Origin of the sequence: Marivirga harenae (assembly GCF_030534335.1) — a bacterium.
In the GTDB taxonomy this organism is placed as follows: Bacteria; Bacteroidota; Bacteroidia; order Cytophagales; family Cyclobacteriaceae; genus Marivirga; species Marivirga harenae.
In genome coordinates this window covers 3,923,518-3,949,348 of record NZ_CP130565.1, presented here as the reverse complement: position 1 = coordinate 3,949,348, position 25,831 = coordinate 3,923,518, and the positions used below count along the sequence as shown (strand labels likewise).

General features: G+C 35.4%; 24 protein-coding genes and 1 pseudogene. 13 read left to right on the top strand and 12 right to left on the bottom strand.

Going from position 1 to position 25,831, the window contains the following annotated elements; genetic code table 11:
• Nucleotides 1-27 precede the first annotated feature (27 nt).
• From Q3Y49_RS16895 to Q3Y49_RS16885, 3 genes are all read left to right on the top strand, one after another.
• Complete coding sequence (locus Q3Y49_RS16895) at nucleotides 28-2,259, top strand: efflux RND transporter permease subunit (RefSeq protein WP_303269809.1); 2,232 nt, start codon at nucleotides 28-30, stop codon at nucleotides 2,257-2,259.
• Nucleotides 2,260-2,329: 70 nt separating this feature from the next.
• Nucleotides 2,330-3,499 (top strand): hypothetical protein, encoded by a 1,170-nt coding sequence (locus Q3Y49_RS16890; protein WP_303269808.1) that lies wholly within the window; start codon nucleotides 2,330-2,332, stop codon nucleotides 3,497-3,499.
• Entirely contained in the window at nucleotides 3,496-3,735 is a 240-nt protein-coding gene (locus tag Q3Y49_RS16885) for a hypothetical protein (RefSeq protein WP_303269807.1), read from the top strand. Before Q3Y49_RS16890 ends, Q3Y49_RS16885 begins: the two co-directional genes overlap by 4 nt.
• A 28-nt stretch (nucleotides 3,736-3,763) precedes the next feature.
• Here the strand turns inward: Q3Y49_RS16885 and dtd are convergent, their stop codons facing one another.
• From dtd to Q3Y49_RS16860, 5 genes are read right to left on the bottom strand one after another with little or no spacing between them, the layout of a single operon-like run.
• Nucleotides 3,764-4,216, bottom strand: coding sequence for a D-aminoacyl-tRNA deacylase (gene dtd / locus Q3Y49_RS16880; protein ID WP_303269804.1), 453 nt, complete (start codon nucleotides 4,214-4,216; stop codon nucleotides 3,764-3,766).
• Nucleotides 4,213-4,875 (bottom strand): NAD-dependent epimerase/dehydratase family protein, encoded by a 663-nt coding sequence (locus tag Q3Y49_RS16875; protein WP_303269803.1) that lies wholly within the window; start codon nucleotides 4,873-4,875, stop codon nucleotides 4,213-4,215. Before Q3Y49_RS16875 ends, dtd begins: the two co-directional genes overlap by 4 nt.
• Nucleotides 4,875-5,483: a thioredoxin family protein gene (locus Q3Y49_RS16870; protein ID WP_303269801.1), complete on the bottom strand. Its 609-nt coding sequence runs from the start codon at nucleotides 5,481-5,483 to the stop codon at nucleotides 4,875-4,877. Before Q3Y49_RS16870 ends, Q3Y49_RS16875 begins: the two co-directional genes overlap by 1 nt.
• Nucleotides 5,484-5,488: 5 nt before the next feature.
• The gene (locus tag Q3Y49_RS16865; RefSeq protein WP_303269799.1) at nucleotides 5,489-5,887 is read right to left on the bottom strand and encodes a YkvA family protein; all 399 of its coding nucleotides are present in this window, start codon (nucleotides 5,885-5,887) and stop codon (nucleotides 5,489-5,491) included.
• Nucleotides 5,880-6,101 carry a hypothetical protein gene (locus tag Q3Y49_RS16860; RefSeq protein ID WP_303269797.1) on the bottom strand — a complete coding sequence of 74 codons (222 nt, stop codon included), beginning with the start codon at nucleotides 6,099-6,101 and terminating at the stop codon, nucleotides 5,880-5,882. The genes Q3Y49_RS16865 and Q3Y49_RS16860 overlap by 8 nt, the downstream gene beginning before the upstream one ends.
• Nucleotides 6,102-6,166: 65 nt before the next feature.
• On the opposite strand from Q3Y49_RS16860, the gene Q3Y49_RS16855 reads away from it, so the two are divergent.
• Complete coding sequence (locus Q3Y49_RS16855) at nucleotides 6,167-7,060, top strand: hypothetical protein (protein WP_303269795.1); 894 nt, start codon at nucleotides 6,167-6,169, stop codon at nucleotides 7,058-7,060.
• A gap of 29 nt (nucleotides 7,061-7,089) precedes the next feature.
• The gene (locus tag Q3Y49_RS16850) at nucleotides 7,090-7,548 is read left to right on the top strand and encodes a nuclear transport factor 2 family protein (RefSeq protein WP_303269794.1); all 459 of its coding nucleotides are present in this window, start codon (nucleotides 7,090-7,092) and stop codon (nucleotides 7,546-7,548) included.
• A 42-nt stretch (nucleotides 7,549-7,590) separates the two neighbouring features.
• Here Q3Y49_RS16850 and Q3Y49_RS16845 read toward each other — a convergent pair whose 3' ends face one another.
• Nucleotides 7,591-8,112, bottom strand: a complete 522-nt coding sequence (locus Q3Y49_RS16845; protein ID WP_303269792.1) for a DUF7935 family protein — start codon at nucleotides 8,110-8,112, stop codon at nucleotides 7,591-7,593.
• 116 nt (nucleotides 8,113-8,228) lie between these two features.
• On the opposite strand from Q3Y49_RS16845, the gene Q3Y49_RS16840 reads away from it, so the two are divergent.
• From Q3Y49_RS16840 to Q3Y49_RS16810, 7 genes are all read left to right on the top strand, one after another.
• Nucleotides 8,229-8,546: a HesB/IscA family protein gene (locus Q3Y49_RS16840; RefSeq protein ID WP_303269790.1), complete on the top strand. Its 318-nt coding sequence runs from the start codon at nucleotides 8,229-8,231 to the stop codon at nucleotides 8,544-8,546.
• 126 nt (nucleotides 8,547-8,672) lie between these two features.
• Nucleotides 8,673-9,644 (top strand): hypothetical protein, encoded by a 972-nt coding sequence (locus Q3Y49_RS16835; protein WP_303269788.1) that lies wholly within the window; start codon nucleotides 8,673-8,675, stop codon nucleotides 9,642-9,644.
• Nucleotides 9,645-9,654: 10 nt separating this feature from the next.
• Nucleotides 9,655-10,770, top strand: coding sequence for a DUF3179 domain-containing (seleno)protein (locus tag Q3Y49_RS16830; protein WP_303269787.1), 1,116 nt, complete (start codon nucleotides 9,655-9,657; stop codon nucleotides 10,768-10,770).
• A gap of 182 nt (nucleotides 10,771-10,952) precedes the next feature.
• On the top strand, nucleotides 10,953-14,150 hold the full coding sequence (locus tag Q3Y49_RS16825) for a SusC/RagA family TonB-linked outer membrane protein (RefSeq protein WP_303269786.1): 3,198 nt from the start codon (nucleotides 10,953-10,955) through the stop codon (nucleotides 14,148-14,150).
• Between the two features lie 34 nt (nucleotides 14,151-14,184).
• A complete protein-coding gene (locus tag Q3Y49_RS16820) occupies nucleotides 14,185-15,624 on the top strand; it encodes a SusD/RagB family nutrient-binding outer membrane lipoprotein (protein ID WP_303269785.1) in 1,440 nt (479 codons plus the stop codon).
• 140 nt (nucleotides 15,625-15,764) lie between these two features.
• Nucleotides 15,765-19,454 (top strand): T9SS type A sorting domain-containing protein, encoded by a 3,690-nt coding sequence (locus tag Q3Y49_RS16815; RefSeq protein ID WP_303269784.1) that lies wholly within the window; start codon nucleotides 15,765-15,767, stop codon nucleotides 19,452-19,454.
• Nucleotides 19,454-19,870, top strand: a complete 417-nt coding sequence (locus tag Q3Y49_RS16810; RefSeq protein WP_303269783.1) for a hypothetical protein — start codon at nucleotides 19,454-19,456, stop codon at nucleotides 19,868-19,870. Before Q3Y49_RS16815 ends, Q3Y49_RS16810 begins: the two co-directional genes overlap by 1 nt.
• 15 nt (nucleotides 19,871-19,885) lie before the next feature.
• Here the strand turns inward: Q3Y49_RS16810 and Q3Y49_RS16805 are convergent, their stop codons facing one another.
• The gene (locus tag Q3Y49_RS16805) at nucleotides 19,886-20,743 is read right to left on the bottom strand and encodes an alpha/beta hydrolase family protein (RefSeq protein WP_303269782.1); all 858 of its coding nucleotides are present in this window, start codon (nucleotides 20,741-20,743) and stop codon (nucleotides 19,886-19,888) included.
• A 37-nt stretch (nucleotides 20,744-20,780) separates the two neighbouring features.
• On the opposite strand from Q3Y49_RS16805, the gene Q3Y49_RS16800 reads away from it, so the two are divergent.
• Nucleotides 20,781-21,755 (top strand): polyprenyl synthetase family protein, encoded by a 975-nt coding sequence (locus Q3Y49_RS16800; protein WP_303269781.1) that lies wholly within the window; start codon nucleotides 20,781-20,783, stop codon nucleotides 21,753-21,755.
• A 1-nt stretch (nucleotide 21,756) separates the two neighbouring features.
• Here Q3Y49_RS16800 and Q3Y49_RS16795 read toward each other — a convergent pair whose 3' ends face one another.
• The 5 genes and pseudogenes from Q3Y49_RS16795 to bcp form a co-directional block, all read right to left on the bottom strand.
• A complete protein-coding gene (locus Q3Y49_RS16795; protein WP_303269779.1) occupies nucleotides 21,757-22,053 on the bottom strand; it encodes a putative quinol monooxygenase in 297 nt (98 codons plus the stop codon).
• Between the two features lie 66 nt (nucleotides 22,054-22,119).
• Nucleotides 22,120-23,079 carry a transketolase family protein gene (locus tag Q3Y49_RS16790; RefSeq protein WP_303269777.1) on the bottom strand — a complete coding sequence of 320 codons (960 nt, stop codon included), beginning with the start codon at nucleotides 23,077-23,079 and terminating at the stop codon, nucleotides 22,120-22,122.
• A gap of 10 nt (nucleotides 23,080-23,089) precedes the next feature.
• The gene (locus Q3Y49_RS16785; RefSeq protein WP_303269776.1) at nucleotides 23,090-24,475 is read right to left on the bottom strand and encodes a vWA domain-containing protein; all 1,386 of its coding nucleotides are present in this window, start codon (nucleotides 24,473-24,475) and stop codon (nucleotides 23,090-23,092) included.
• 49 nt (nucleotides 24,476-24,524) lie between these two features.
• A pseudogene (locus Q3Y49_RS16780) lies at nucleotides 24,525-25,375 on the bottom strand (transketolase).
• Between the two features lie 3 nt (nucleotides 25,376-25,378).
• Complete coding sequence (bcp, locus tag Q3Y49_RS16775) at nucleotides 25,379-25,831, bottom strand: thioredoxin-dependent thiol peroxidase (RefSeq protein ID WP_303269774.1); 453 nt, start codon at nucleotides 25,829-25,831, stop codon at nucleotides 25,379-25,381.

Below are 25,831 nucleotides of genomic sequence, written 5' to 3'. Positions count from 1 at the left end.
TTTACCTTTATATTTTAGAAGTCTATTTTGTCCTTGAAAGAACTAGCCAAAAAGTTTTACAGCAATTTTAAAGACCGAGAATTTCGCTTTATGCTATATGCCGTTTGGTTGATTAGCATAGCGTTTTTTGTCTCGCAATTCCCAAAACTATCCGTAGCTTTTGAGTTTGAGAAGTTCTTTGCCGATGATAATGAGGATAAGGTATTTTTTGAGTATCATGTCAATAAATTTGGCTATGATAATGATTACTTACTGCTAGCAATCGAAAATGGCCCCTCTGTATTTGAAAGTGAGTTCTTACAGAAAGTGCAAGCCTGGCAAAGTGAATTGGATTCTATAAAGGGGATAACGGAAACACAGTCAATATTTCAATTGAAACTCTTGATCAAATCGCCTTATGGAATCACTGCAGTCCCACTAGTACATAGTGAAGATGCTACAAGACTAAAGGGAGATAGCGCAAGGATTATGAGTCACCCACTTTACAGTAATTTTGTCTCCAATGATGCTGGGGCGTTGATTTTTCAGATTAATCACGAGCATTTTAAAACCCCAAATAACGAGCTAGTTTTCTTTGAAACTTTAAAAACATCTCTAGCACAATCCAATATAGAAAATTATCGTATGGTGGGTAAATTAGTGGCTCAGCAGAGCTTTATTGATCACATACGGTCCGACTTCACTATTTTCCTGGGATTAGGAATCGCTGTAACCATTATCCTCCTTTTGCTGATTTACCGCTCATTCAATATAATGCTATTACCCTTATTGATGAGTGTCTCTTCTCTGGTTTACTTGCTTGGTTTCATGGCAATGCTACGAATGGAATTAAGTATTCTCAGCGTGTTAATTCCACCCATTATCCTTTTTGTGTCTACCTCCGATGCCATTCATTTAGTTAATGCTTACAGACAAAATGAAAAAACTGATTTTATTAAAAGACTAAAATCCTCCATTAAGAAAGTTTTCTCTCCAACTTTATTGACTTCAATTACCACTGCTTTGGGTTTTTTCAGTTTGTTGATATTACCGACTCAGCCCATACAGGAGTTAGGCGTTTTTGCTGGAATTGGAGTTTTGATAGCCTTTGGGGTGAACTTTTTGTTTGGGCCACTTTTAATTCGAAGAAATTACAAAAGAAAAAGTATAAGATTGCCTTATAAAAAATGGGCTTTACAGCTTATTAGGGCAAGAAAGATTGTGATCACAGTATATGCCGTTCTATTATTAATATCAGTTTACGGTTTTTTACAACTGAAAACAGATGCGTATTTGCTCAAAGACTTGCCAGAAGATTCTCAAGTGCGCAATGATTTTCAATACCTGGATTCAGCTTTTGGAGGATCAAAACCTTGGGAGATGGCCATTTTGCCTGCTGATGAAAATACCAGTGTTTTTAATTATGCTTTTTTAAAAGAGGCATTAAAAATTGATCATTACTTAAAAGATTCTTTTGGGATTGAAAAAGTACTCTCGCCCTTAGATCTTGTAAAATATGCCAATCAGATTGATAAAGGAGGAGCTAATCAGTTTTATAAGGTCCCACAAAAAGAAGCGTTTGAAAAGCAAAAAGGGATCAGGAGACAGCTTTTGAGTAGAGGAGTTGCTGAAGGATTGGTGGATTCGAGTAGGCAGTATGCTCGGTTTGCAGGATTTATTCCGGAATGGGGATCAAATGATACCCAAAAACGCAACCACGCTTTAAAGGCTTTTATACATAAAGAAGTTGACGAAAATATATTGAGTGCTAGAATAACCGGCACAACCTACTTGATAGACAAGAGCAATGAAAATCTTTCGATTGAGTTAATGAAAGGATTAATAGTAGCCGTTTTGATGATTGCTATGGTGCTGGCAGTTTATTTCAAATCATTTAAGATGCTATTGATTAGTCTAATTCCTAATTTTATTCCATTGCTCTTCACTGCAGGAATTATGGGATTTATGGGCGTTCCTTTAAAACTGACAACCGCCATTATTTTTGTTGTTGCATTTGGAATAGCAGTTGACGATACTATTCATTTTCTGGGGGCTTATAAAAAGCAAAAAGCAAAAAGTCCGATCTGGAGAATCATTAAAACTTTCAAATCTGCAGGTTTGGCTATCCTAATTACTTCGGTACTAATTATTGGTGGATTTATTTTATTCACTTTGTCCTCTTTCGCTACTACTTTTTATCTTGGCTTCTTCTTGTCGTTGGCAATGTTATTTGCTTTGCTTACTGATTTGATATTGTTGCCTTTGTTGTTGAGAAAATAAATTGAAATTTTTCCCTCAATTATTTTACCCCTATTATTATTATTATTATTGGGCTTTCAACTAAGTATTTATGCGATATACGATTTTATTAGTACTCACCACTTTATTTTTCGGTTGCGATTCTAAACAGGAATCAAAGGATTATGGTGAATTGCCCAAAGCCGCTGTTAATATTACAGATACACTCGAAGTTGATTATCAAGGAAATCTAAAAATTGCAGATTTTCATAGAAAAGTAGAGCTTTTCATTGCCGTAGACTATGCTAGAAATAAAGAAGTGATTTTAATATTTGATAGGAATGGAGATATTAAAAGCACTTTCGATAATCGTATTGCAGGGGAAAATTCGGTTAGTGGTAAAATAAATGCAGTTGGCTTTAATGAAGCTGAAAATGGATATATTATCATTTCCGAAGGTGGCGTTTATTATTTTGATAGCAATTGGACAATCTATAGACATATTCCTAACCCTAAAAAAGGAATTTATACAAGATATAATCCAGGGAATAGTTTTTTTGAATTCAAAAATGGTGAGACTAATTATATCGTTACACAATTATTGGCACCACCGACTGGTTATACAATTGAAGAAGAAGAGTATTATGATAATGTAAAATTACTCACCATCATCAACACAAATGATTCTACCTATAAATTAGATGTAGGATTTCATGAAAAAAGTAATTACAGAACTGAATCGAAACTTTATACACCTTTCCTTTCCTACTATGATTATCTAGAAAATGAAAACCGTCTGGTGACAACATATAGAAATGATAAAAACTTATATTATTATTCCATGGATAGTGATGGGGAACTTCAATATGATAAAAGCTATAGTTTCGAATTCGACTACTATAGCATAAAGTCAAATTTTAGTTATGGTGATAATTTTGAAAATATAAAGACAATTTTTGATTCTCGAATAGAGTCTTTAATATGTTTTCAAGATCGTCTTTTCATCAGTTATACAAAGGCGGTAGATAATACTGAATTTGCGCATGATCCTTCTCTATATTATGATAGTGGGTATTTAATGGATTACATAATTCAAAATTATCAGCATTGTCTACATGTCATAGATGAGGGGAAGAAGACGTACCAAGATATTATATTACCTGATATGTTAGTAGCACCGGGCGCAATCTTAGAAAAGGATGAACTTATCTTTCATTTATCAAAATCCAAATATGAATTTAATAATGAAGTTTTTTTAATAGGTAAAATTAATATATTATGACTAGATTCTTTAAAGTAGCAGTAATTACACTGTTAAGTTCAATGTTATTCTTTGATGGTAATCAGAGCGTCCAAGCACAGGAATCTGATCCGTGCGCTCAAATAAATAGGTGTGGTGCTGCTGGTACCAGAATGTTTATAATAGGATATCCAATGGAGTTTTTGGTATGCCCATGGGAGGGTGGCTCAGCAATATGTTGTATTTCTTGTAAGGAAACCCTGAATCCTGGAGATTGAGAAATGAGGGGCTTAATCGCCCCTGACTTTACTTTTTATCCTTACTATCCAAAATGATAGTAACAGGCCCGTCATTCACTAAACTCACTTTCATGTCAGCACCAAATTCACCACTCTGAATCTTTATTGGAATTTCCATATCTAAAGTGCTAAGCATTTTTTCATACAATGGAATAGCAATATCTGGTTTAGCTGCTTTTATGTAGGAAGGTCTATTTCCTTTTTTAGTGCTGGCATGCAAAGTAAACTGACTAATTAACAATATTTCTCCATGTACATCGAGTAGACTTCTATTCATCACACCATTTTCATCATTGAATATGCGCATGTTTATTATTTTGCGACTAAGCCATTCAATATCCTCTTCGCTATCGGCCTCTTCAATACCAAGCAAAATCATTAGTCCATCTTTGATTTTACCTTTAATTTCTTCCTCAATCTTAACTGAGGCTTCCGTAACACGTTGAAGAACTGCAATCACTTACCTATTTTTTCAATTTGATCAGATGGAATAATTTTAAAGCTATCAGTATCGTTTTTTGCTGTTATTAGCATTGCATTAGCAATTGTTTTAGCGTGAACGGCCGAATATTTTTGCAAAGGACCTGAAAAAATAAAATCAAATTTGTCTGCAAACCATAAGGCCGCTTTTTCTGCAGCGCGCTTTTCTGCTCTTTCTCCAGCTATGAAAGAAGGTCTATAAATATAGGCTCTATTTAATTTTAAGGCTTTTACGGCCTCTTCTACTTCGCCTTTTACTTGATTGTAAAATATGATCGATTTCGCATCTGCTCCCATTGCAGATATCAGGTGAAAAGAGTCAGCATTACTTTCTCTGGCAATTGCTGCTATGCTTACAGGGTATTCAAAATCAACCTTTTTGAAAGCTGATTTGCTACCCGCTTTCTTAATAGTGGTGCCTAAGCAGCAGAAATAATCATCTGCTTTTAACTGCTTTGCTTCCTTTTCAAGATTAGCGAAATCTTCAATGATGATTTCTTTCAATTTCCCATCATCTCCGCCCAAACTTCTTCGACTTAATACCTTTACTTCAGTATAATTATCATCTTCTAAAAGTAAATCTAGCAAGTGCCCACCGACAAGTCCTGTTGCGCCTGCAATTAATGCTGTTTTTGCCATTAGTGAATTTTTTTAATTATTTCCTTAAACTCTTCAGCTATAGTTTGATTTTTATTTACTGCATACCATTTATGGATACTTTCAATAAATGCCGTCTGATCTAAATCTGTTTTTTTCTTGGCATCTATTACCATGTTTTGAACAGGAGTAGGTCTTGGGCCCCATGTAGCTAGGTCATTAAAATCTTGATCCATTACAATTAAGATTGGAATTGATCTGGCCCCATTTGTAAGATACTGATCCATGATTTCAAGATTTGCATCTCTCATGATAAATCGTAAATCGATATTTTCATTCTCCTTTGCTAATTTAGCCAAAAAGGGAATGTTTTGTGCAGCATCTCCACACCAAGCTTCTGTGATGACCATCCATTTCATAGGAGGTAAACCCTTCATAATGTTGACTAAATCCGCGTCCAAATCTATTTTCTTATCCCATCTATCCATACGCCTATCATTCATAAAAGTATAGTTTATCATCGCTTCTGAATGATTATCGCCTGTTGTCTGATTCTCTGCTAGCAGGGATTTTATTAGATTTCTGTAAGATGCGTAATCAATTGCTTTCTTAAAAGCTTCTACTTTTTTGGAGGTACTAATTTCAGGCATATATTTTACTTTTCTTCTTGCTTACTCTCCCAAGCCTTGAATTGTTGCAATTCGTAACCTAAATGATTGTAAAGCCAAAGAATTAATGATGCATCATCAATAAAACCAGAAACGGGAATGAAGTCAGGCACAATGTCCATGGGGGTAATGAAATAGATTAAAACCCCAACGGTATAAATCATGCTTTTGAAAGAAATGTTTTTATAACTCCCTTTAGTATAGGCTTTTACTAATCGAATAAGTGTTGAGATTTTATTTCTTAATTGTCCAATCTTTTCAGAAGCTTTGGCCCGACTCGTTAAAGTCTGTTTTACTTCAATGAGCAGCTTATTGCTCAGTCTTTTATCTGCTAAAACACGGGTGGCTCTTCTAAAAGCATTTTTATGGTTTAATCTTTTACTCATCGTCAGCTTCCCTTAATTTCCGGTTTTGTTCAACCGGCTTCCAGATGTAAACAAATAGTGTATATAACGAGAATGCGCCTAATAATACCAAATATAAATCTTGCAATAGACCTTTGTAAATAAATAGCCCCCATGCAACTATTAAACTAATAATACCAACCCATAAACGAATGTTGTTTGCTTTTATTTGACTATTTTTGTGCGGATTATTCATAATACTTTTAACAATTTAAACGTTAGGTAAATTTATAATAATTTGAACCATTTTTGCTGTTTCCTATGGAAAAACTATCCTTTACCATTTTACTACTATTTTTAACAAATGTTGTTTCTCTAGCACAAATAGAAGATCCGAGAATTGAAAAAGGTCAGAATAATCCTAGAACTAAAATAGTCGTTTTTACAAAAACTGGAGAGATTTATAAAGGCTTTTTCATTAGTCAAAATAAAGATTTTCTAGAAATAGAAACACAAAGCGTTGGTACAGTAAGGATACCAACTGAAAGAATTAAGAAGGTAGAAACTTTGGATGAAAGCAAGTCGGGGGAAGAACTAAAAGACGAACGACTTCAACAGATCAATCCTGTTCGATATATGCTGGGAACCAGTGCCTTCAATTATGAAAAGGGGGGCAATTATATTCGGAATAACCCTATGACCTACCATAGGGGAATTACCGACAATTTTTCAGTTGGAGTAGGTACAAGTCTTTGGGCATTGGTTCTAAGAGTCCCTGTGATATACGTAAATCCTCAGTTTACCAGTAAATTGGGCAAATCTGTCCATTACAAATTTGGATTGGATGCATTTGCAGGCACGTCATTGGAAGCCGGTGAAGGAGCAGGCGGGGCAATTGTAAATACTGGAATTACCGTTGGCGATCCTGATTTGAATTTGACAGGCACTGTATATTTTGGAGCTATAAGTGATGCGGAAAGATTAAATCCATTTTATTCTTTGGCTGGTATGGCAAGGATTTCTAAAAAATTGATGGTGGTATCGGAAGGCTTTTATATTCCTACTGAATTTGATGATAACTTAAGCTTTGTTTTTTACGGAGGCAGGTATCTGACGGAAACTGCCAGTTATGATTTAGGTTTTTTCTATAATCAGGAAATAGCGGATGTTATTCCTTTTGGGATTCCGTTTTTTGCTGTTACAGTGAAGTTATAAGTCTATAAAATTTAACAACAACTATGTATATGAAGAAGCTCCTTGCTCTAACCATTCTTTTACTACCATTTACTGTAAAAGCTCAGACTCCCACTGCAACCATCAATCAATTTATGGATAATTGGCACAAAGCTGCGGCTACAGCCGATGAAGATGTGTTTTTTGGAAGCATGACGGAAGATGGTATTTATTTAGGTACCGACAAAACTGAAAAGTGGACGAGAGAGGAAATGGCTGAATGGGCAGATGAGCATTTTCAAAAAGAATCTGCCTGGTCTTTCACAGCTTCAGAAAGAGATATTTATTTTTCTGAAAATGGTAAAACAGCTTGGATAAATGAAAAACTGGATACTTGGATGGGGGTATGCAAAGGGACAGCTGTGTTGGTTTTAAAACCAGAAGGCTGGAAAATAGCCCTATACGATTTATCAGTAACCATTGATAATAATAAAATAGATGCTTTCTTGGAGTTAACTAATGAAGATTAGATATTAAGAAAAAATAATAACATTAGAGTTTAAGCCAATAAATCAAAATTCCTGTTGAATTTCATTTTTCAGGAAACTAAGACCGTATTCTATACTATCAATCTTTTTCTCAAGTGATTCTTCATAGATTTTTTTGACCAATTCGATACTTTTGGCTTCAGGTTCTAATTCTTTAGCAGTTTGGTTCACTACCATAATCAACTCCTCTTTGGCATTTTTAATTATTTTCCAAGCTTCATCACTCATGTAGACCTGTTGAGACAAATTGTGATTAAATTCTTCTCTAATTTCATTTAGTAGCATATATTGAAGCTCTGCTACATTCATGTCATTTTTGTGAACTCGCTTGATGATTTGATCTGGAGAAATTCTTTCTAAGAAAAGGCTCATTCTTTCATAAGCTTGTAACCTGATAGGCAAAACAATTTCCTTGTTTTTGGCTTTTATTTCAATGATTTTTGCTTCATTTTGTTTCTGCAGCATCGTTTTAATGGTCAAAAACATGGCATATAATACAATTCCAGCCGGAATAACGATTTTAATTAAGTCCCAAATTGGCTCCATAGAGTTGTTTTTTGAAGTTGATGGTCAAATTTAGTTAATTTCGTAGCAAATAAAAGCACGGGGATTGAGCAAACTTTTGTTTTATGTCATTCGTTCTTGAATTAAAAATAATATTTATGGTTCCTGTTAAAATCTCAGAAGAGGCAGTTAATGAAGTTAAGAATATCATGCAGAATAAAAATATCCCTGAAGGATATGGACTGCGTGTAGGAGTTCGAGGCGGAGGAGGTTGCAGTGCTGCAGGCATGAATTATATGCTGGGTTTTGATAAACCCAAAGAATCAGATAAAATTTTTGAGATAGAGGGCATTCCAGTTTATATTGATAAAAGCCATGTGATGTATATAATTGGAATGGAAGTTAGGTTTCACGAAGGAAATGATGCTCGAGGCTTTATTTTTGTAAATCCTGAAACAGAGGAGGAATTGAATTGATTTTCTATATGCTAAGGTATGTTTAATACAAAAAATACTTAAAGTCTTAACGAATTCTCATCTTTAATTCAATCTTATGTAAGGAAATTGACATTCGATTTGCCTGAATATTGTTAGTATTACAATATGAAGGCTTTAATTTTTATTTTGTTCTTACTATCAGCCCTCCCCGTAATTGGGCAAAATTGTTGTACCGGAGGCTCTCCTTTAGCCAATAATCTTAATTTATCAAATTTAGATTCAGGTTTATCTGTTCAGATGGTTTATGACAGAAATTTAATGAATGATTTCGTTTCCGGAAGCGAGGTGCTAGATGATGAATCTTATAACCGTTATAACTCATCGGTTTTCCTACAAGTTTCATGGGCTTTAAATAATGATTTAACTTTTGGAATGATGCTGAATCATTCCACTCATTATTTAAATAGGAAAACTATAAATGCTGACAGGGAAACCAAAAGCAGAGGAATAGGTGATTTAATATTGACTTCAAATTACAACATTTGGCAGCAGGGAAAACATAATGTTCAAATAGGTGCAGGATTAGTCCTTCCTACCGGGAACAATGCAAATCGCGATGAAAATTTTGATATTTTATTGCCATGGGATTTGCAACCCGGTTATGGGGGTTGGGGAGGGGTCTTGATGGCTCAATACCAAAATGGTAGGATTATCATGGATAATTTAAATTACTTTGGATTATTGGTCTATCAGTATTTATTGAACAATCAAAAACCGGGAACAGCACAATTTTTTCAACAAGGATCAGAATATCAGTTTTATCAGGGTTTAGGATATAATATATATTTGAATAATAACATATTATTGGCTCCACAGGCTGGGTTTAGGATTAAATATACCAATAAAGACAGGATTAACGATGCATTGGTTGAAAGTAGCGGAGGCATTTGGGTATATAATATGTTGGGTCTAAATATCCTTTTACCTAATAACCTAACATTTATGCTAGCCTATGAAAATCCAGTTTTCAGAAAACTAAATGGCAGCCAATTGACTACCTCAGCTCGGTTTAGATTTGGAATCAATATGTTTATTGGAGCTAAGGAAGAGCCTAGAGAGAGAAGATTTAATTTTTAAAAATGAGATTATGAATAAAAATCTACATATCTATTTGTTGACCATAGTTTTTTTGATGGTTGTGTTATCGTGTAAAGAAGAGGTTAGTATTGAAGAGGAACGACCTGCTGCGAATGTAACAAGTAAATTGATCTTTGATAATATTGGAGGGAAAGATATTGTGGTTGTCGGGAATCCATCTGCAAATTTCATAGTGTCATTTGAGCAGAAACTTTCTTCAGGCGATATTCCAGATTTAGAGGTTGTTAATGGGAGACTGCCCATAGTAATGGAAGATAGAGAAGGTAATTTTTATGATGTTTTTGGTCTAATTGTAGAAGGTGAACGCCAAGGAGAATATCTGTTACCAATATTATCCTACCAATCTTATTGGTTTGCAATAGCTGCTTTCTATCCAGGTATTGAGTTACATAATAGAGGAGCTCAAGAAGTGAGTTTGAATTTAAAATCTAATCCAGAATGGTCAATTCCTACTACTAATTTGTTTGTAGGTACAGGCTTTGGCGCCATCCCTGCAATTGATAACCCAAAGTTTAATTTAATTAATAATGATGGCCCAAATATCGACCAAGCAAAAATACCGGCCAATGATGATCTAGTTATTGGATTGATTGAAGAAGGAGAGCCTTTTGCTTATCCCCATAATATTTTGAATTGGCATGAGGTGTTAAACCAAAAAGTTGAAGATACAGACATCACGATTACGTTCTGTCCGCTAACAGGAACAGCAATAGGTTGGAAAGGCGATAAAAGTTTTGGGGTCAGTGGTTTATTATATAATAGCAATTTAATAGCCTACGATAGAGTCACGGAAAGTTTATGGTCTCAAATGACCGCATCTTCCATTAATGGAGAATTGAGAGATGAAAAATTAGAAGTTATAAGTCTGACAGAAACGACATGGGGTACGTGGAGTACAATGTATCCTGATACTAAGCTTTTATCAACCGAAACGGGTTATTCCAGAGATTATGATCAAACTCCGTATAGAGGCTATTCAGAAAATAATGATTTGATCTATTACCCTTTAGATTACCAGGATGATAGATTACCTAATAAAGAAAGAGTACATGTAGTAATAATTGAGAAAGAAGCAAAAGTATATGATTTCGATAGTTTCTATTAAAATAGATACTAATGTTACTTTTCCTAATACTAACCTTAAGGTAATAGGATTATCTTATGATTTTTTTTAATAAAATAGATAATTTGATAAATATTTAGGAATTGTTCAATAGATTTTTGTCTATTGGTATATATATCCTTTATATTCGAGATATAATAATTTTATAACCTAAACATAATATGATGAAGAAACTATTACTAATGCTAAGTTTCTTCCTGATTGCCTCATACTCATGGGCACAGGATAGAACGGTTTCTGGTACAGTGGTGGACGAAGATGGTCCCTTACCAGGTGTAAACGTAATTGTGAAGGGTACTACTATTGGTACCACTACCGATTTAGACGGTAATTATAAACTTTCAGTGTCTTCTGATGCTGAAGCACTTTTATTTACCTATATCGGTTTTGAAAAAATGGAGGTTGCAATTGGCTCTAAGTCAGTTATTGATGTAACCTTACAGCCTGATGTTCAACAACTAGGTGAAGTTGTAGTAACAGCTTTAGGTGTTTCAAGAGAAAAAAGGTCAATTGGTTATTCTACACAATCTGTAGATGGCGAAAAGTTGGCTGAATCAAGAGAGACCAATATTGTAAACTCACTTCAGGGTGCAGTTGCGGGTGTTCAAATCCAAGGTTCTCAAGGAGCAATGGGTGGTTCATCTCGTATTACTATTCGTGGTGCAAACTCTTTCTTAGGAGAAAACCAACCACTTTTCGTAGTGGACGGAATGCCAATTAACAATGATAATTATGCTTCAGCTGCTCAACAAGAAGGTTTTGGTGGCGGTTCGTATGATTACGGTAATGCTGCTTCTGATATCAATCCAAATGACATTGAGTCAATGGAAGTATTGAAAGGTGCTGCTGCAACTGCATTGTATGGAACTAGAGGATCTAATGGTGTAATTTTAATCACTACAAAATCTGCCTCAAGGAAAAAAGGACTAGGAGTTTCAATTAACTCTTCAGCAACCTTCGAAAATCCATTGGCCTTAATGGAGCACCAGCAAAGATATGGTGGTGGAGCTACAACTGGCTCAGCGTCAGGATTTGTTGAGTTTACAGAGGATGGAACTAATTATTTAGCTCCTGTTTATTCTAAAGATGGTGCTTGGGGACCTAAGTATGATCCTAGCATAAATGTACGTCATTGGGATTCTTGGGATCCAGACGCTGCTAATTATGGTGAAACAAGACCATGGGTAGCTCCTGAAAATCAGTATGAAGAATTCTTTGAAACTGGCGTAACGCTTACTAATTCAGTGGCAGTTTCAGGAGCAAATGATGAAGGTGATTTCAGATTATCTTACACTAATTTAGATCAGAAAGGTATGATGCCTAATTCTGAATTGGGTAGAAATACAGTAAGTTTCAATTCTTCTTATAATTTGACAGATAAATTAAGTGTATCTGCTGCAGGTAGTTTAATCCAACAAGATGCTTCTGGAAGAAATGCTACAGGTTATGCGAATGCTAACCCAATGCAAGGTTTCTACCAGTGGTGGCAAACTCAGTTGGATTTCGATAGATTGAAAGATGATACTTTCACTGACGGAACTCAGCAGACATGGAATCCGACTGGTACTCAGGTTGATCCAAATACTGGGGAATTATTAGGCTTTGATCCAAACGTAAGATTCTTTGATAATCCTTACTGGGTGAGAAACAATTATTTACAAGAAGATACTAGAGATCGTTTCTTTGGTAACTTTAATTTAAATTACGAATTAACTGATGGTTTAAGCGTAAACGTAAAAGCCATGAGAGATGGATTCACTTTCAGATCTAGAGAAGGTGTACCTGTTGGTGGTATTAACCAGCCAAGTTATAATGAGGTGACTAGAACATTTTCTGAAACTAACTTGGAAGGTAAAATTCTATATGATACACAATTCAATGAGGATATAACATTGAATGCTATGGTGGGTGGTAACTTGATGAGCCAAGGTAGAACTTTTAATAGAATTGCTACTGTAGGTGGTTTGGTATTACCTAATTTCTATAATATTGCTAACTCTGCCGGTTCTCCTCAAATTGATACCGATTTTGAGAACAGAGCGATTAACAGTGTATTTACAACGGCTTCATTGGGCTTGTTTTATACAGTATACGTTGATTTAGCCTTAAGAGGTGATTGGTCTTCAACCTTACCAGAAGGAGATAATAACTATTGGTACCCATCAGTATCGACTAGTTTTGTGTTCAGTGAGTTAGATGCTTTAGCGAATAATTCAGTGATTTCTTTTGGTAAATTAAGAGCTGGCTATGGACAAGCTGCAAACGATGCTAATCCATACCAATTAAGAAATGTATACTCTAACGTTGTACCAAACTTTGGTTCGTTCCCAAGATATACTGTACCTAATTCAAGAAGAAACCCTAATCTATTACCAGAGATCACCAATGAGTTTGAGCTTGGTTTAGAAATGAACTTCTTGAATAACAGAGTTGGATTTGATGTGTCATATTACGACAGAACTACTGTTAACCAAATCTTTAATGTTCCATCATCTTCTTCTACTGGATTTACTTCTAGATTGTTGAATGCTGGATCGATGAGAAATAGTGGATTCGAAGTAATGTTAAATGCGACTCCAATTCAATCTGGTGATTTCAGATGGGATATGAATTTAAACTTTGCAACATTTAATAATGAAGTTGTTGAGTTGAACGAAGATGCTGGTGTTGAAAGCATTATTGCAGGTACAACTTGGGCAGCAGACGTTAGAGTTCAAAAAGGATTCCCATATATGTCATTATTTGGACAAACTTTCCAAACTGACGATGATGGAAACACTATTGTAGGTGCTAACGGTATTCCATTAGCAAATCAAGATAGAGAATTCTTAGGAAGTACTATCGCAGATTTTGCTGGTGGTTTTAGAAATACTTTCACTTATAAGAATTTCTCAGTTGGAGCTTTGATTGACTTTCAGGGTGGTGGTGTAATTCACTCTACTTCTTTGCAGTGGGCTAAATACTCGGGTATGTTGCCAGAAACTGCTGAAGGAAACATTAGAGAAGAAGGTGTTATTGTTGATGGTGTAACTGAAACTGGTGAAACTAATACAACTGCTGTACCTGCTCAAACTTTTTATCAATCAATTTGGACTGTAGCTGCACCTAATGTTTATGATGCTTCATTTGTGAAGTTAAGAGAGGTAACTGTAGGATATAATATCCCTAACAGTGTATTTGGTAATTTGGCTATTAAAGATGCTAGAATATCTTTCTTAGGAAGAAACTTAGCTATCTTATTCAGCAACTTACCTTACCTAGACCCTCAAGGAGTAAATGGTGCTGGTAATATCCAAGGATTGGAAAATGCTCAAGTTCCTACTTCAAGATCATTAGGTTTTGACTTAAGCTTCAAATTCTAAATCAGGTTTTGACATTAATTTAAAATAACTTTTTATGAAAAATATATCAAAATTATACATAATGTTGGCCTCACTATTTGTGGGACTGGCAGCGTGCACGCAGGATTTTGAGGAAATTAATAATGACCCTAATAATCCTACTGAAGTACCCGCTTCAACACTATTAACGCAAGCGCAATTCAACTTGTCTAATAGAGTTTGGAGCAGGGCAATGAACTTTGAGTTCGGGATGTTGATGGTACAACATTTTTCTCAAGGAGAGTATGCAGAAGATTCTCGTTACAATCAGAACGTAAGTACTTTTACCGCTTCATGGAATAGCTTTTATGCAAACAGTCTTTACGACTTAATTGCAGCAAGAGAGATTGTGCAAGCAAACGAAGGACTGAATGATGCGATTAAAGGCAACCAAACTGCTGTATTGGACATATTGAAAGTATGGTCAATGCAAATTGTGACTGATACTTGGGTAAATGTTCCATACTCTGAAGCATTTAATCCTGATGAATTTCCAAATCCAGCATATGATGCTCAGGAGGAAGTTTACAGTGGTTTAATCAGTGAATTAAATGCTGCAATTTCTAACATAACAGTTGGAGAGCCAGGTTTTACTTCAGGAGATATCTTTTACGGTGGTGATATGGCTTCTTGGGCTAGATTCGCTAATTCTTTGAAATTGAAGATCGGTATGAGAATAGCTGATGTTGATGCAGGAACTGCTTCTACTTTGGTTTCTCAAGCTTTAAACGCTGGAGTTTTTACAGCAAATGATGAAGGTTTCATATTTAATTTTGCAGCAGATCAGCGAATCGCGAATCCATTCTTTGTTGATAATTCTATCAATAACAGAGATGACTTTGCAGTTTCTGATGTATTAGTTGAAAAGCTTGAAGAATTAAATGATCCTAGATTGATGGCTTTTGCCGATACTTCTATTACAGGTGATTATACTGGTCTTCCTTATGGTCTATCTGATGGAGAGTCATTTAATTTGTTTGCAACTGCATCTCGTCCTAATCCTGCGATAAGAGAGGCAACTGCTCCAGCTTACTTGCTTACTTATGCTGAAGTTAAATTTTTCGAAGCTGAAGCTATTGAAAGAGGAATTGTTAGTGGTGATGCAGAAGTTGCTTATAACGAAGCGGTTACTGCTTCAATGAATCAGTGGGGATTTGATGACTCAGAAGGAGCGATCACTGACTATTTAACTGCTAATCCTTATGATGCAGGTAACTGGGAAGAATCTATAGGTGTTCAAAAGTGGTTAGCACTTTATACCAACGGATTAGAAGCTTGGGCTGAATGGAGAAGATTAGATTTCCCTCAGTTGGAGGTACCGGCTGCTGGTGTTAGATCATATATCCCTGTTAGAGCACTATATACTTCAGATGAGTTAGGTAATAACGGAAGTTCTGTTTCTAACTCAGGAATTAATAATGAAATGGATGTTGCCCCTTGGTGGGATGTGAACTAGTAGATTTATTATTTTTTACTATTGATAAGAGGCTACCTTACTTAAGGTAGCCTCTTTTTTTGTCCATTCTTTAGTAGTTGTATCCTGCCTTAATTTTTTATATGAAGTATTTAGTGTTAGTTTTGATGAAATTTGCGCTTATGAAAAATTATTACTCCCCTATAATTTGCTTCCTTGTTTTAATAGCAGTTTATTTTTTTTCTGCACCGATCCAGCTTGAGAATACAATAGAGGTATCAAAATCCGAAGAAGTATGGTCAAGTAAAAAAATAAAAATCAAATCTGGTAAAGAGGCCTACATGAAACCTGATGGATTTATTGAATATTATAATTCAATAACAAAAACATTGAACCAGTCGAGAGATGCTTATAAAGCAGGCTATCAATATAGTGAATTGCAAAAGTCATTAAATCTCAAGAGTGTAGCTAGAAGTGACAATCTTTCAGCTGATTTTATTTCACGTGGGCCAGGTAATGTAGGCGGTAGAACAAGAGCAATAGCAATAGATCCTGATGATAATACGAACTGCACATGGTTTGCAGGAGCTGCTAGTGGTGGAATATGGAAAACTACTGATTGTGGTCAATCTTGGGAAAATCTTTCTCCTGATTTACCTAATTTATCTACTAATTCTATTGCACAAAGCCAATCTAATCCTAGTACAATATATGTAGGAACAGGAGAAGTTTTCGCTGGTAACACTTCATTTGTTCGAGGAAATGGAATTTATAGATCTGTAGATAGAGGTGAGTCGTGGGAGTTATTGCCTTCAACAGTTGCAGATAATGATTACTTATCTGTAAATAGACTTAGTATTGATCCTACAAATGAAAACGTGGTGCTGATTGCGACCAATTCTGGAATCTTTAAATCTACTAATGGCGGTGCTAGTTGGGATAAAAAGTATAGTCCAACTAATAATGGTTCTGTTCAAGATTTGCAAGTGAATCCAAATGATTGGAATATACAGTATGCTGGGGTGAACAGTTTAGGGATCATTAAATCTACTGATGGTGGAGAGAGTTGGTCTCTCTCAAGTTCAGGAATAGACGAAGGTGTTAGATTTGAGATTGCAGTTTCGCCAAGCGATCCTGAAATTGTGTATACATCGACTTTCTCAGGATCAAGCACCTTACTTTATTTATCGGAAGACATGGGGGAAAATTGGATATTAGTAGACGATCCTAATTATAATACCGACTTTTTAGGTGATCAGGGTTGGTATGATAATACCATTGCTGTGAACCCCTATAATCCTTATGAAGTGTTCGTTGGTGGAGTCAGTATAGGGAAATATACGATTGATTCAGATAATATTGGGGAATCGGAAAGACAATTTGTAGGAATTGATTTTGAAGAAAATACTCTTATTGAACTTGTTAATTTTGAAGCTGATTTTAATGGCGGGTCACTAGATATTGCTGGGGGAACCAATAGTCCTTCACAAGATCCAGTAACTGTTGAAATTAGGTTTGGTAATAGTAATCAGCAAAAAGCTCATCGTTATACAGTACCAGCTGGCGCAACTTCAAATGTCGATATTTCCGATTATAGTTACGAAGATTATGTAGATGTTCCTTTTGAAGTCTGGGATATCGAGAATGATCGACAGCTTATGGTTTCTTTTAGAGACCAAGAAGACAATGGTGTATTTGATCTTAATAAAGGAAGCGAGTCGGATGCTCAATTATCCAATGCAAGAGAATATTTATATATTCACGATGTTACCTATAGTGATATAGAAAACAATAGTATCGCGCAAGATGGTGCGCTTGAATTTGCTAATATGTATTTCTTTTGGCCTATTCTGGCTGAAACTGCGACATGGAATTCTGATAACCTTAGCAACTCAATAATGAGGATAAATTATGGGTCTCGATTTGTTGCCCCAGCCAATGCAATTGCCGTTTATGATGCATATGGTAATTACGAAAATCAAAATCAAAGCAATCTTCATCCCGACCACCATCATCTTACGCTAATAAAAACAGATGAGGTAAATCAAACATTTATGATTGTAAATGGAAATGACGGTGGGTTTGGGATATCTACTGATAATGGTGAGAGAATAGATCAAATTACTGATGGTTACATAACCACTCAATTTTATGGTGCCGATAAAAAGCCCGGAGAAGAGAAGTATATAGGCGGTATGCAGGATAACGGTACTTGGGTTTCATCAGGAACAAGTGTTGACGAAAGCAATTTTTATAATTTTGCTATTGGAGGTGATGGATTTGAAGTTATTTGGCATGCAACAGATCCTCAGAAAGTAATTGGAGGTTATCAATTTAATGGTATAAGAAGATCGACCAATGGCGGGCAATCATTTACACAGGCCACAAGTGGAATTACTGATGGACCTTTTATAACTCGTTTAGCTGGATCTGCGACTAATCCCGATGTTATATATGCCATCGGGCCAGAAGGGGTTTATAAAAGTTTAAATTTTGGTCAGACCTGGAGTATGAAGGAAATTAATAATGATCGTTGGGGTGGCACAGCTAGTGCAAGTGACGTAGAAGTGTCATTGGCCAATGATCAAATAGTTTGGGCAGGGGCGGGTATGGCCAATGGTGTTTTGAATTTATTTGTATCTACAGATGCTGGAGAAACCTATGAAGCAGTGAATAATTATGCGCCTAATCCGCAAGCTTACTATACTGGTATTTACACCCATCCAAAAGAGGAAAACACAGCCTATGCATTGTTTAGTCGAGCAAATTTTCCTAAAGTTTTGAAAACAACAGACTTGGGTCAAACTTGGGAAGATATTTCGGGTTTTGAAGGTAATAGTAATGGTAGTGATAGAGGTTTTCCCGATGTTATTGCCCATAGTTTATTAGTAATGCCATTTGATACTGATATAATATGGGTAGGGACGGAGATTGGGTTATATGAATCTCTGGACGGTGGTGAAACCTGGAATATAAGAGATGATTTTCCAGCCGTATCCGTTTGGTCTATGAAAATTGTAGATGATGAAGTTGTTATTGGAACACACGGAAGAGGTATCTGGTCTGCTATAGTTGGCGCATTAGGAAGTGCCAATATAGCATTATCTGATTTTAATTATCTAGGCTATGGAAATGCTCAAATAAGTTTTGATTTTCCGGTTGACTATACAAATGTAAAATTAGTGATTGATAATGAGGAAATAGTTAGCTTGGATGAAGCGCAGTCAGGAGAGAATCTATTTGAGCTGAATGATTTTTATCCTTTCGATGGTGCTAATGTTAAGATTGTAGCAACCTTTAATGAGGATGTAATTGAATCTCAAATATTCTCGATTCCAAGCATTGATGCCAATCCTATTATTGTATCTCAAGAGAGTTCGGGGTCTGCTGGGGAGTATCAGATTAAACTGGTATTGAAAAACAATGAGCCTTATGAAAAAATAGAAGTTTTGTTCGATAGTGAAATTGTTTATACAGATGAACAGATGCTCACGGAAGCGGATGGAGACAGAATTATTGAATTTGATTATAATATCCCTAATCGTAATATTTTACAAGTAAAAGGATATATTTTGGATACAGTTTTTACAGCCATTGGGCAAGAGCCATTGGTAACTTCAAGTAGTTCTCGAAACAGTCAGTTTTTAAGAATTTACCCAAATCCTGCAAAAGACTTTATTAATGTTGACCATAATAATTTTAATTTCCAGGAAGTTAAAATCTATAACTCAACAGGAGCATTAATTATGAAATCTATTTTAAATGAGGGTGAAAATTCTATTAGGTTGGATTCTTTTGATGAAGGCGTGTATCTCTTCCAGTTTGAAAATGACCAGGGTAAATTAGTAAGCAAACGAGTAATTAAAGAATAATGAAATTGTTTTATATATCACTTCTGGTAATTTGTTTTTTCACTGCTTGTACAGCATCAACAGTAAATACCAACAGAATAGATGTTAATGTTCATAATTTGGCTTATTCATCCTTGGATATTGATGCTATTGATTTTTCATATAATGAAAGCAAGGATTTTTTACTTGGAATTTTTCAAGATAATAGTTCAGTAAGCTTTAATACGTTAAAGTTTGTAGTAATTGATGTCAAAAATGAATCTGTTGTTTATAAGGAAAGTATTCCAAACGGAAAAGTTAAATGGATTTCAGATTATAAAGTTGAAATCATCAATCCACCGGGAATGGTTAAAAGTCATTCAGAAACATTGGACGATCACATATCGATTTTGAATGTTAAAACAGCTAAGAAAGTGAAAAGGGGAGCTGCCTTTTAAAAGGCAACTCCATTGTTATTTTAAGAATTCTCTTGTTTTCTCTATTATCGAAGTATAATTATTGGGTAAAGTACTTTTATCCCAAGGATGAGTGGCTCCAAAAACGTGGTTCTCAGACTCCATGATAACTAATTCTGTATCTGGCTTCCACTTCTTTATCTGATAGGCCATTTCAACAGGAAGTGTCTCGTCATCAGTACCATGGAATGCTAATAATGGTTGTTTCATGTCTTTTATGCTTCCAGGTATAGAAAGTCTGTCTGGATTGTTTAAAACATCATCATATAGTTGTACATACAAGGGCATCATCTGATTGGTTCTTTTGTTTTCAATGTATTGTACCCCCTTTGCTCTCCACTCATCGAGAAATGACTGAGGCCATCTTTTGCTTAAATCACTGATTGCAGCTAATGTAACTACTTTTTTAATTCTTTCGTCCTCACTTGCCTTAAGTAGTACTAAACCACCTCCTCTGCTATGACCCATTAAGTTCAGGTCTTCCAATTCGATTTCATGAGCAGGGATAATACTTCTAGAAGAGAATAGATAATCAATACTATCTTTTAAATCATCTAATTCAATTGTGAAATTATTATGACCAAATGCTTCTAAATCAGCAAAATCTTTTAAGTTTTCTGGTGTGGTTCCATTATGACTAAGATTTATTTTCATAAAGATAAATCCAAGTTTTGCAAATTCGGTGGCCATCAAATTAAAAACACCCCAGTCCTTAAAGCCTTTAAAACCGTGAACAAAAAGGATTAACGGTTTCTTTGTCTTAGTTGGAAGGTATTTTATATCAGCCGTAATAGGCCTAGTATGTACCGTACTTGTAATAATTATATTTTCTTCAATCATTTTGTTTATTTGCATTGTTTAGGTATTCATTTGGTAGTAATATTGCACACGGATGGGGAGTAAAATTAAAGAAATACAAACACCAATAGCCAAGGAAATGGCAGAATTTGAAATAAAATTCCGCCAATTCATGAAAAGTAAGGTTTACTTGCTTGATAAGATCATGGGCTATATTGTGAAAAGAAAGGGTAAGCAGATGCGCCCGATGTTTGTATTTCTTTCTGCAGGAATTCACGGCCAGATCAATGAAGCGACCTACCGAGGTGCGGCTTTGATTGAATTATTACATACTGCCACATTGGTCCATGATGATGTTGTTGATGATGCAAATTATAGGAGGGGGTTTTTCTCAATCAATGCGTTATGGAAAAACAAGATCGCTATATTGGTTGGTGATTATTTACTTTCCAGAGGTCTTCTCCTGTCAATTGATAACGAAGATTTCGATTTACTAAAAATTGTTTCTGAAGCGGTACGTGAAATGAGCGAAGGGGAGTTGTTGCAAATTGAAAAGGCAAGAAAATTAAATATAACGGAAGAAATATATTATGATATCATCAAACAGAAGACAGCTTCTTTAATTGCTTCCTGTTGTGCAGTAGGAAGCCGATCTGTTAATAAAGATGATGAAATCAGTAGTAAAATGAAGCTTTTTGGAGAAAAAGTGGGTATGGCTTTTCAGATCAAAGATGATTTATTTGACTATGGAACAAATGAAATAGGTAAACCTCTTGGAATTGATATTAAGGAAAAGAAAATGACTTTACCGTTGATTTATGCTTTAAACAATGCTGACAAGTCTGAGAAAAAGCAAATCATCAAATTGATCAAGAATAAGAGTGAAAAGAACTCCACTGTTAAAACTGTTGTGGAGTTTGTCAGAGGAAAAAATGGAATAGCATATGCAGAAGAGGTAATGCAAAACTATTATCTTGACGCAATGAATATAATTAAGGACTTCCCTGACTCTGAATATCGCCAATCACTCATGGACTTGGTAAAATACACTATTGAACGGAAAAAGTAATCTATTTTAGCTCATAGCGCTGAATATGGGAACTTGCTTCTGGTTTTTCAGCGAATAGTGCCTTAGTAGCTGGCCATACATTACCAAAGGTCTCAGAGTCTCTATACTTATTTAAACACTCTTCATTTTTCCATAAGCTGTATGTTCTAAAAATGTGGGGTTGATTCTTATCTTGCCATAATTCTAAATGCAAACAACCTATTTGGTTTCGAATAGCCTCTTTATTTTGTTCAAATATTTGAATAAAATCATCAATTTTGTCCAATTGGAAGGTCATTTTAACGATTCGGATCAACATAGATTAAAAAGTAGTCTCAAAAGTCAAATGGATAATCTAACTTTTGAGACCATTTTGTAAGTTAAATTATTTTCTTTTAATCACTTTTTCAACAGCAGCGACAATGTGGTCAGCGTCCAATCCATATTTCTTCATCAATTCATCAGGCTTTCCACTTTCCCCAAATTGATCATCTACGGCCACATATTCTTGTGGGCTAGGAGCGTTTTGTGCTAGGACTTGAGCAACTGCATCACCTAAACCACCATTTCTTTGATGTTCTTCAGCTGTTACCACACATCCAGTTTTTGCTACTGATTTCAGTATCGCTTCCTGATCTATTGGTTTGATGGTATGGATATTAATTAATTCCACACTAATCCCTTTTTCTCTTAAAACTGCCTCTGCTTCAATTGCTTCCCAAACCAAATGTCCTGTTGCAAAGATAGTTACGTCTGAACCTTCTATCATATTGATTGCTTTACCAATTTCAAAGTTTTGATTTTCAGAAGTAAAGACAGGCACTTTTGGTCTTCCAAATCTTAAATACACGGGACCATGGTGGTCTGTAATAGCCAATGTAGCTGCTTTAGTTTGGTTATAATCACAAGGATTTATAACTGTCATATTTGGCAACATTCTCATCATTCCAATGTCTTCTAGTATTTGATGAGTTGCACCATCTTCTCCAAGGGTAACACCAGCATGAGAGGCACAAATTTTTACATTCTTTTCAGAATAGGCAATGGACTGACGTATTTGGTCATAAACTCTCCCAGTCGAAAAATTGGCAAATGTTCCAGTGAAAGGAATCTTTCCTCCAATTGTCATTCCAGCAGCTAAACCCATCATATTTGCTTCGGCAATACCAGTTTGGAAAAACCTTTCTGGAAACTCCTTTTGGAAAGCCCCCATCTTTAGAGAGCCGATCAAATCAGCACATAATCCTACCACTTGATCATTTTTTCTGCCTGCTTCCAAAAGACCATCTCCAAAACCTGAGCGGGTATCTTTTTTTTCTGTAAATGTAAATTTAGTTTCTGCCATTTTGCTCTAATTAGTAAATTTTGATATTTATGGTTTGTCCTGACCGGACATTAAATTCTTTTATTTGGGTGTACTTACTACCCATAGCTCTATCGGAGCGATAAACGTATTTATACTTGCCGGGCTGTATTCCAAAACTTGACTGTCCGCCCCCTAAATCTAATTTTTTAATCCAGGTCTGTCTTCCGTTTTCATCTATGGAATACAAACTTCCTTTACCGCTACTGCTGTAGCTAATATTTACTCGACCAGGGGAAGGGATATCTATATTTCGTGTTTTACCTTGCTGTAGTTCAATATTATTTATTTTTATACGAGGTAAAGTTAAAATCTCTATATCGTAATTTCCGATTAAATATTTTTCCTCTGTTCGCACAGATTGGGTATTGATAATTTCAGACTTTGAAGATTTTCGGATCAATACTTGCACCTTCTTGTCATACTCGCTTGTATTCTCTTGATTAATTTTCAAGCTACCTTGTGGGGTTTTTATTTCAATGACGTTGTGAGTTCCTCCTTTCAAAAATACATTCTTTTTAACTACTGGCGGCAACGTATTTACTACCACATCGTAGCTCAACACTGGGTCAACTTCTACCGTATCTGGTCTTCCATTTCGATCTCTAAAATGGATAAAATCAAATTCTGATATACCTGTAAAAGTATTAATGAAAGAAACATTGACATCTTTTTCAACCTTTCTTCCATTTTGATCCAATAGTTCCACACTTGCTGTGGTTTTACTTAATGATTGACTTAAAATACCATTTAAAACGGACTGGAAGGCATTGATATTTTTGGCATTGAAATACTCACCCATACAATCAAATTCTGATGCAAACTGCTCTTCCATTCCTAGGCCTATTACAAAAGGTCTTAAGAAAATATCTTTTTTCTGTAAAGACAAGGATACGGCACAAGGATCACCATCACACGATTCTATGCCATCTGTGATAATGATAATTATATTTCTGTAATTTTTATCTTGAGGAAAGTCATTGGCTGATTGCTCTAAGGAATATGCTATAGGAGTGGTTCCTCTTGGGTATATGTACTTTAAGCGTTCTATTATCCGATCATTATTATTTGGGGCAAATGGGATTTCCAACTTAGTATCCTTACAATTTCTTTCTTTGGCTGGAGTTAAATGACCATAAGGTCTTAGAGCGAGTTCAATTTTATCATTTACTCTCAATGAATCAACAAGATCTGTTAAAACTCTTTTTGCCGCGTCAATTCTTAATTCATTTCCCCATTGGGCAAGCATACTTCCTGATGCATCAAACAAAAACAGTATTCTTGTTTTTTCAGGAATGCTTTGCTCTACTCTTTGCGATTTTGCATCAAGCATCGCAAAAAACAGAATGAGAAATGATATGATTACTTTACACTTCATTGAATTTAGATAAGCGCCAAGAGATCTTCTTGACGCTAATTATTGTAGTTTAATAATCGCCTAATGTTTCTTCCAATTGAGATAAAGCATCTGCTAATTGCTCATCATTTGGAGCTACACCATGCCATTTATGCGTACCTACCATAAAATCGACACCAAAACCCATTTCAGTTTTCATAAGATTTAAAACTGGCTTTCCTTTTCCTGTCAAACTTTTAGCATGTTCTAGTGATTTGATGATTTCAGCCATGTCATTTCCATTGCTTTCAATCACTTCCCATCCAAATGCTTGCCATTTGGCTTTTAGGTCTTGCAAGTCCATCACTTCAGCGATTGGACCATCTATTTGCTGCCCATTGTAATCGACAGTAGCGATAACATTGTCTATCTTGTGATGAGCACCATACATGGCAGCCTCCCAAATTTGGCCTTCTTGTAATTCCCCATCACCCATCAATACATACACCAAATTATCCTCTTTGTTGAGCTTTTTGGTTTGTGCGGCCCGAGAGCTGCAGACAATCCTTGTCCTAAAGATCCAGAAGCAATTCTTATGCCTGGTAGGTTTTCTTCGGGTGTTGGGTGACCTTGCAAACGACTATCTATTTTTCTAAAAGTATTTAATTCTTCCGTTTCGAAATAGCCACTTCTCGCTAAAACACTATACCAAACAGGGGAAATATGCCCATTTGATAAGAAGAATAAATCTTCATTTTTAGCATCCATGTTGAATTGGATATTATGTTTTAAAATGTGGAAATATAGTGCTACAAAAAAATCTGTGCATCCTAAAGAGCCTCCCGGATGGCCGGAATTTACCGCGTGTACCATCCTTACGATATCTCTCCTAACTTGAGAAGCTATTTTTTCCAGCTCTTGAATGTTTGCCTGACTTGCCATTGATTATGAATTTAAAATTTGTGCTGTATGTTCTTTCGTTTTAACTTTTTGAATTATGTCTTCGATTTTTCCATCCGCATCGATAACAAATGTCGTGCGTAATGTCCCCATATAGGTTTTTCCGTACATTTTTTTCTCACCCCACGTTCCAAACAGCTTATGAACCGTATGATCTTCATCTGCTATTAATGGAAAAGGTAAACTTTGCTTTTCGATAAATTTCTTATGAGATTTTTCTGAATCCTGACTTACACCCAAAACAACGTATCCTTGCTTTTGAAGATCTTCATAGTTATCTCTTAGGTTACAAGCTTGAGCCGTACAACCCGGTGTATTGTCTTTTGGGTAAAAATAAAGTACTACCTTTTTTCCTTTGAAATCACTTAATTTGATTTCATTACCGTCCTGATCTTTTGCGTTAAAATCTGGTGCGTTATCGCCTATATTCAAATCCAT

Excerpts from the sequence above, each read along its gene's own strand:
- Q3Y49_RS16890 (WP_303269808.1), top strand. The coding sequence starts at position 2,330 with ATGCGATATACGATTTTATTAGTACTCACCACTTTATTTTTCGGTTGC.
- Q3Y49_RS16885 (WP_303269807.1), top strand. The coding sequence starts at position 3,496 with ATGACTAGATTCTTTAAAGTAGCAGTAATTACACTGTTAAGTTCAATG.
- Q3Y49_RS16875 (WP_303269803.1), bottom strand. The coding sequence starts at position 4,875 with ATGGCAAAAACAGCATTAATTGCAGGCGCAACAGGACTTGTCGGTGGG.
- Q3Y49_RS16870 (WP_303269801.1), bottom strand. The coding sequence starts at position 5,483 with ATGCCTGAAATTAGTACCTCCAAAAAAGTAGAAGCTTTTAAGAAAGCA.
- Q3Y49_RS16865 (WP_303269799.1), bottom strand. The coding sequence starts at position 5,887 with ATGAGTAAAAGATTAAACCATAAAAATGCTTTTAGAAGAGCCACCCGT.
- Q3Y49_RS16860 (WP_303269797.1), bottom strand. The coding sequence starts at position 6,101 with ATGAATAATCCGCACAAAAATAGTCAAATAAAAGCAAACAACATTCGT.
- Q3Y49_RS16855 (WP_303269795.1), top strand. The coding sequence starts at position 6,167 with ATGGAAAAACTATCCTTTACCATTTTACTACTATTTTTAACAAATGTT.
- Q3Y49_RS16850 (WP_303269794.1), top strand. The coding sequence starts at position 7,090 with ATGAAGAAGCTCCTTGCTCTAACCATTCTTTTACTACCATTTACTGTA.
- Q3Y49_RS16845 (WP_303269792.1), bottom strand. The coding sequence starts at position 8,112 with ATGGAGCCAATTTGGGACTTAATTAAAATCGTTATTCCGGCTGGAATT.
- Q3Y49_RS16840 (WP_303269790.1), top strand. The coding sequence starts at position 8,229 with ATGGTTCCTGTTAAAATCTCAGAAGAGGCAGTTAATGAAGTTAAGAAT.
- Q3Y49_RS16835 (WP_303269788.1), top strand. The coding sequence starts at position 8,673 with ATGAAGGCTTTAATTTTTATTTTGTTCTTACTATCAGCCCTCCCCGTA.
- Q3Y49_RS16830 (WP_303269787.1), top strand. The coding sequence starts at position 9,655 with ATGAATAAAAATCTACATATCTATTTGTTGACCATAGTTTTTTTGATG.
- Q3Y49_RS16825 (WP_303269786.1), top strand. The coding sequence starts at position 10,953 with ATGAAGAAACTATTACTAATGCTAAGTTTCTTCCTGATTGCCTCATAC.
- Q3Y49_RS16820 (WP_303269785.1), top strand. The coding sequence starts at position 14,185 with ATGAAAAATATATCAAAATTATACATAATGTTGGCCTCACTATTTGTG.
- Q3Y49_RS16815 (WP_303269784.1), top strand. The coding sequence starts at position 15,765 with ATGAAAAATTATTACTCCCCTATAATTTGCTTCCTTGTTTTAATAGCA.
- Q3Y49_RS16810 (WP_303269783.1), top strand. The coding sequence starts at position 19,454 with ATGAAATTGTTTTATATATCACTTCTGGTAATTTGTTTTTTCACTGCT.
- Q3Y49_RS16805 (WP_303269782.1), bottom strand. The coding sequence starts at position 20,743 with ATGCAAATAAACAAAATGATTGAAGAAAATATAATTATTACAAGTACG.
- Q3Y49_RS16800 (WP_303269781.1), top strand. The coding sequence starts at position 20,781 with ATGGGGAGTAAAATTAAAGAAATACAAACACCAATAGCCAAGGAAATG.
- Q3Y49_RS16795 (WP_303269779.1), bottom strand. The coding sequence starts at position 22,053 with ATGTTGATCCGAATCGTTAAAATGACCTTCCAATTGGACAAAATTGAT.
- Q3Y49_RS16790 (WP_303269777.1), bottom strand. The coding sequence starts at position 23,079 with ATGGCAGAAACTAAATTTACATTTACAGAAAAAAAAGATACCCGCTCA.
- Q3Y49_RS16785 (WP_303269776.1), bottom strand. The coding sequence starts at position 24,475 with ATGAAGTGTAAAGTAATCATATCATTTCTCATTCTGTTTTTTGCGATG.
- bcp (WP_303269774.1), bottom strand. The coding sequence starts at position 25,831 with ATGGATTTGAATATAGGCGATAACGCACCAGATTTTAACGCAAAAGAT.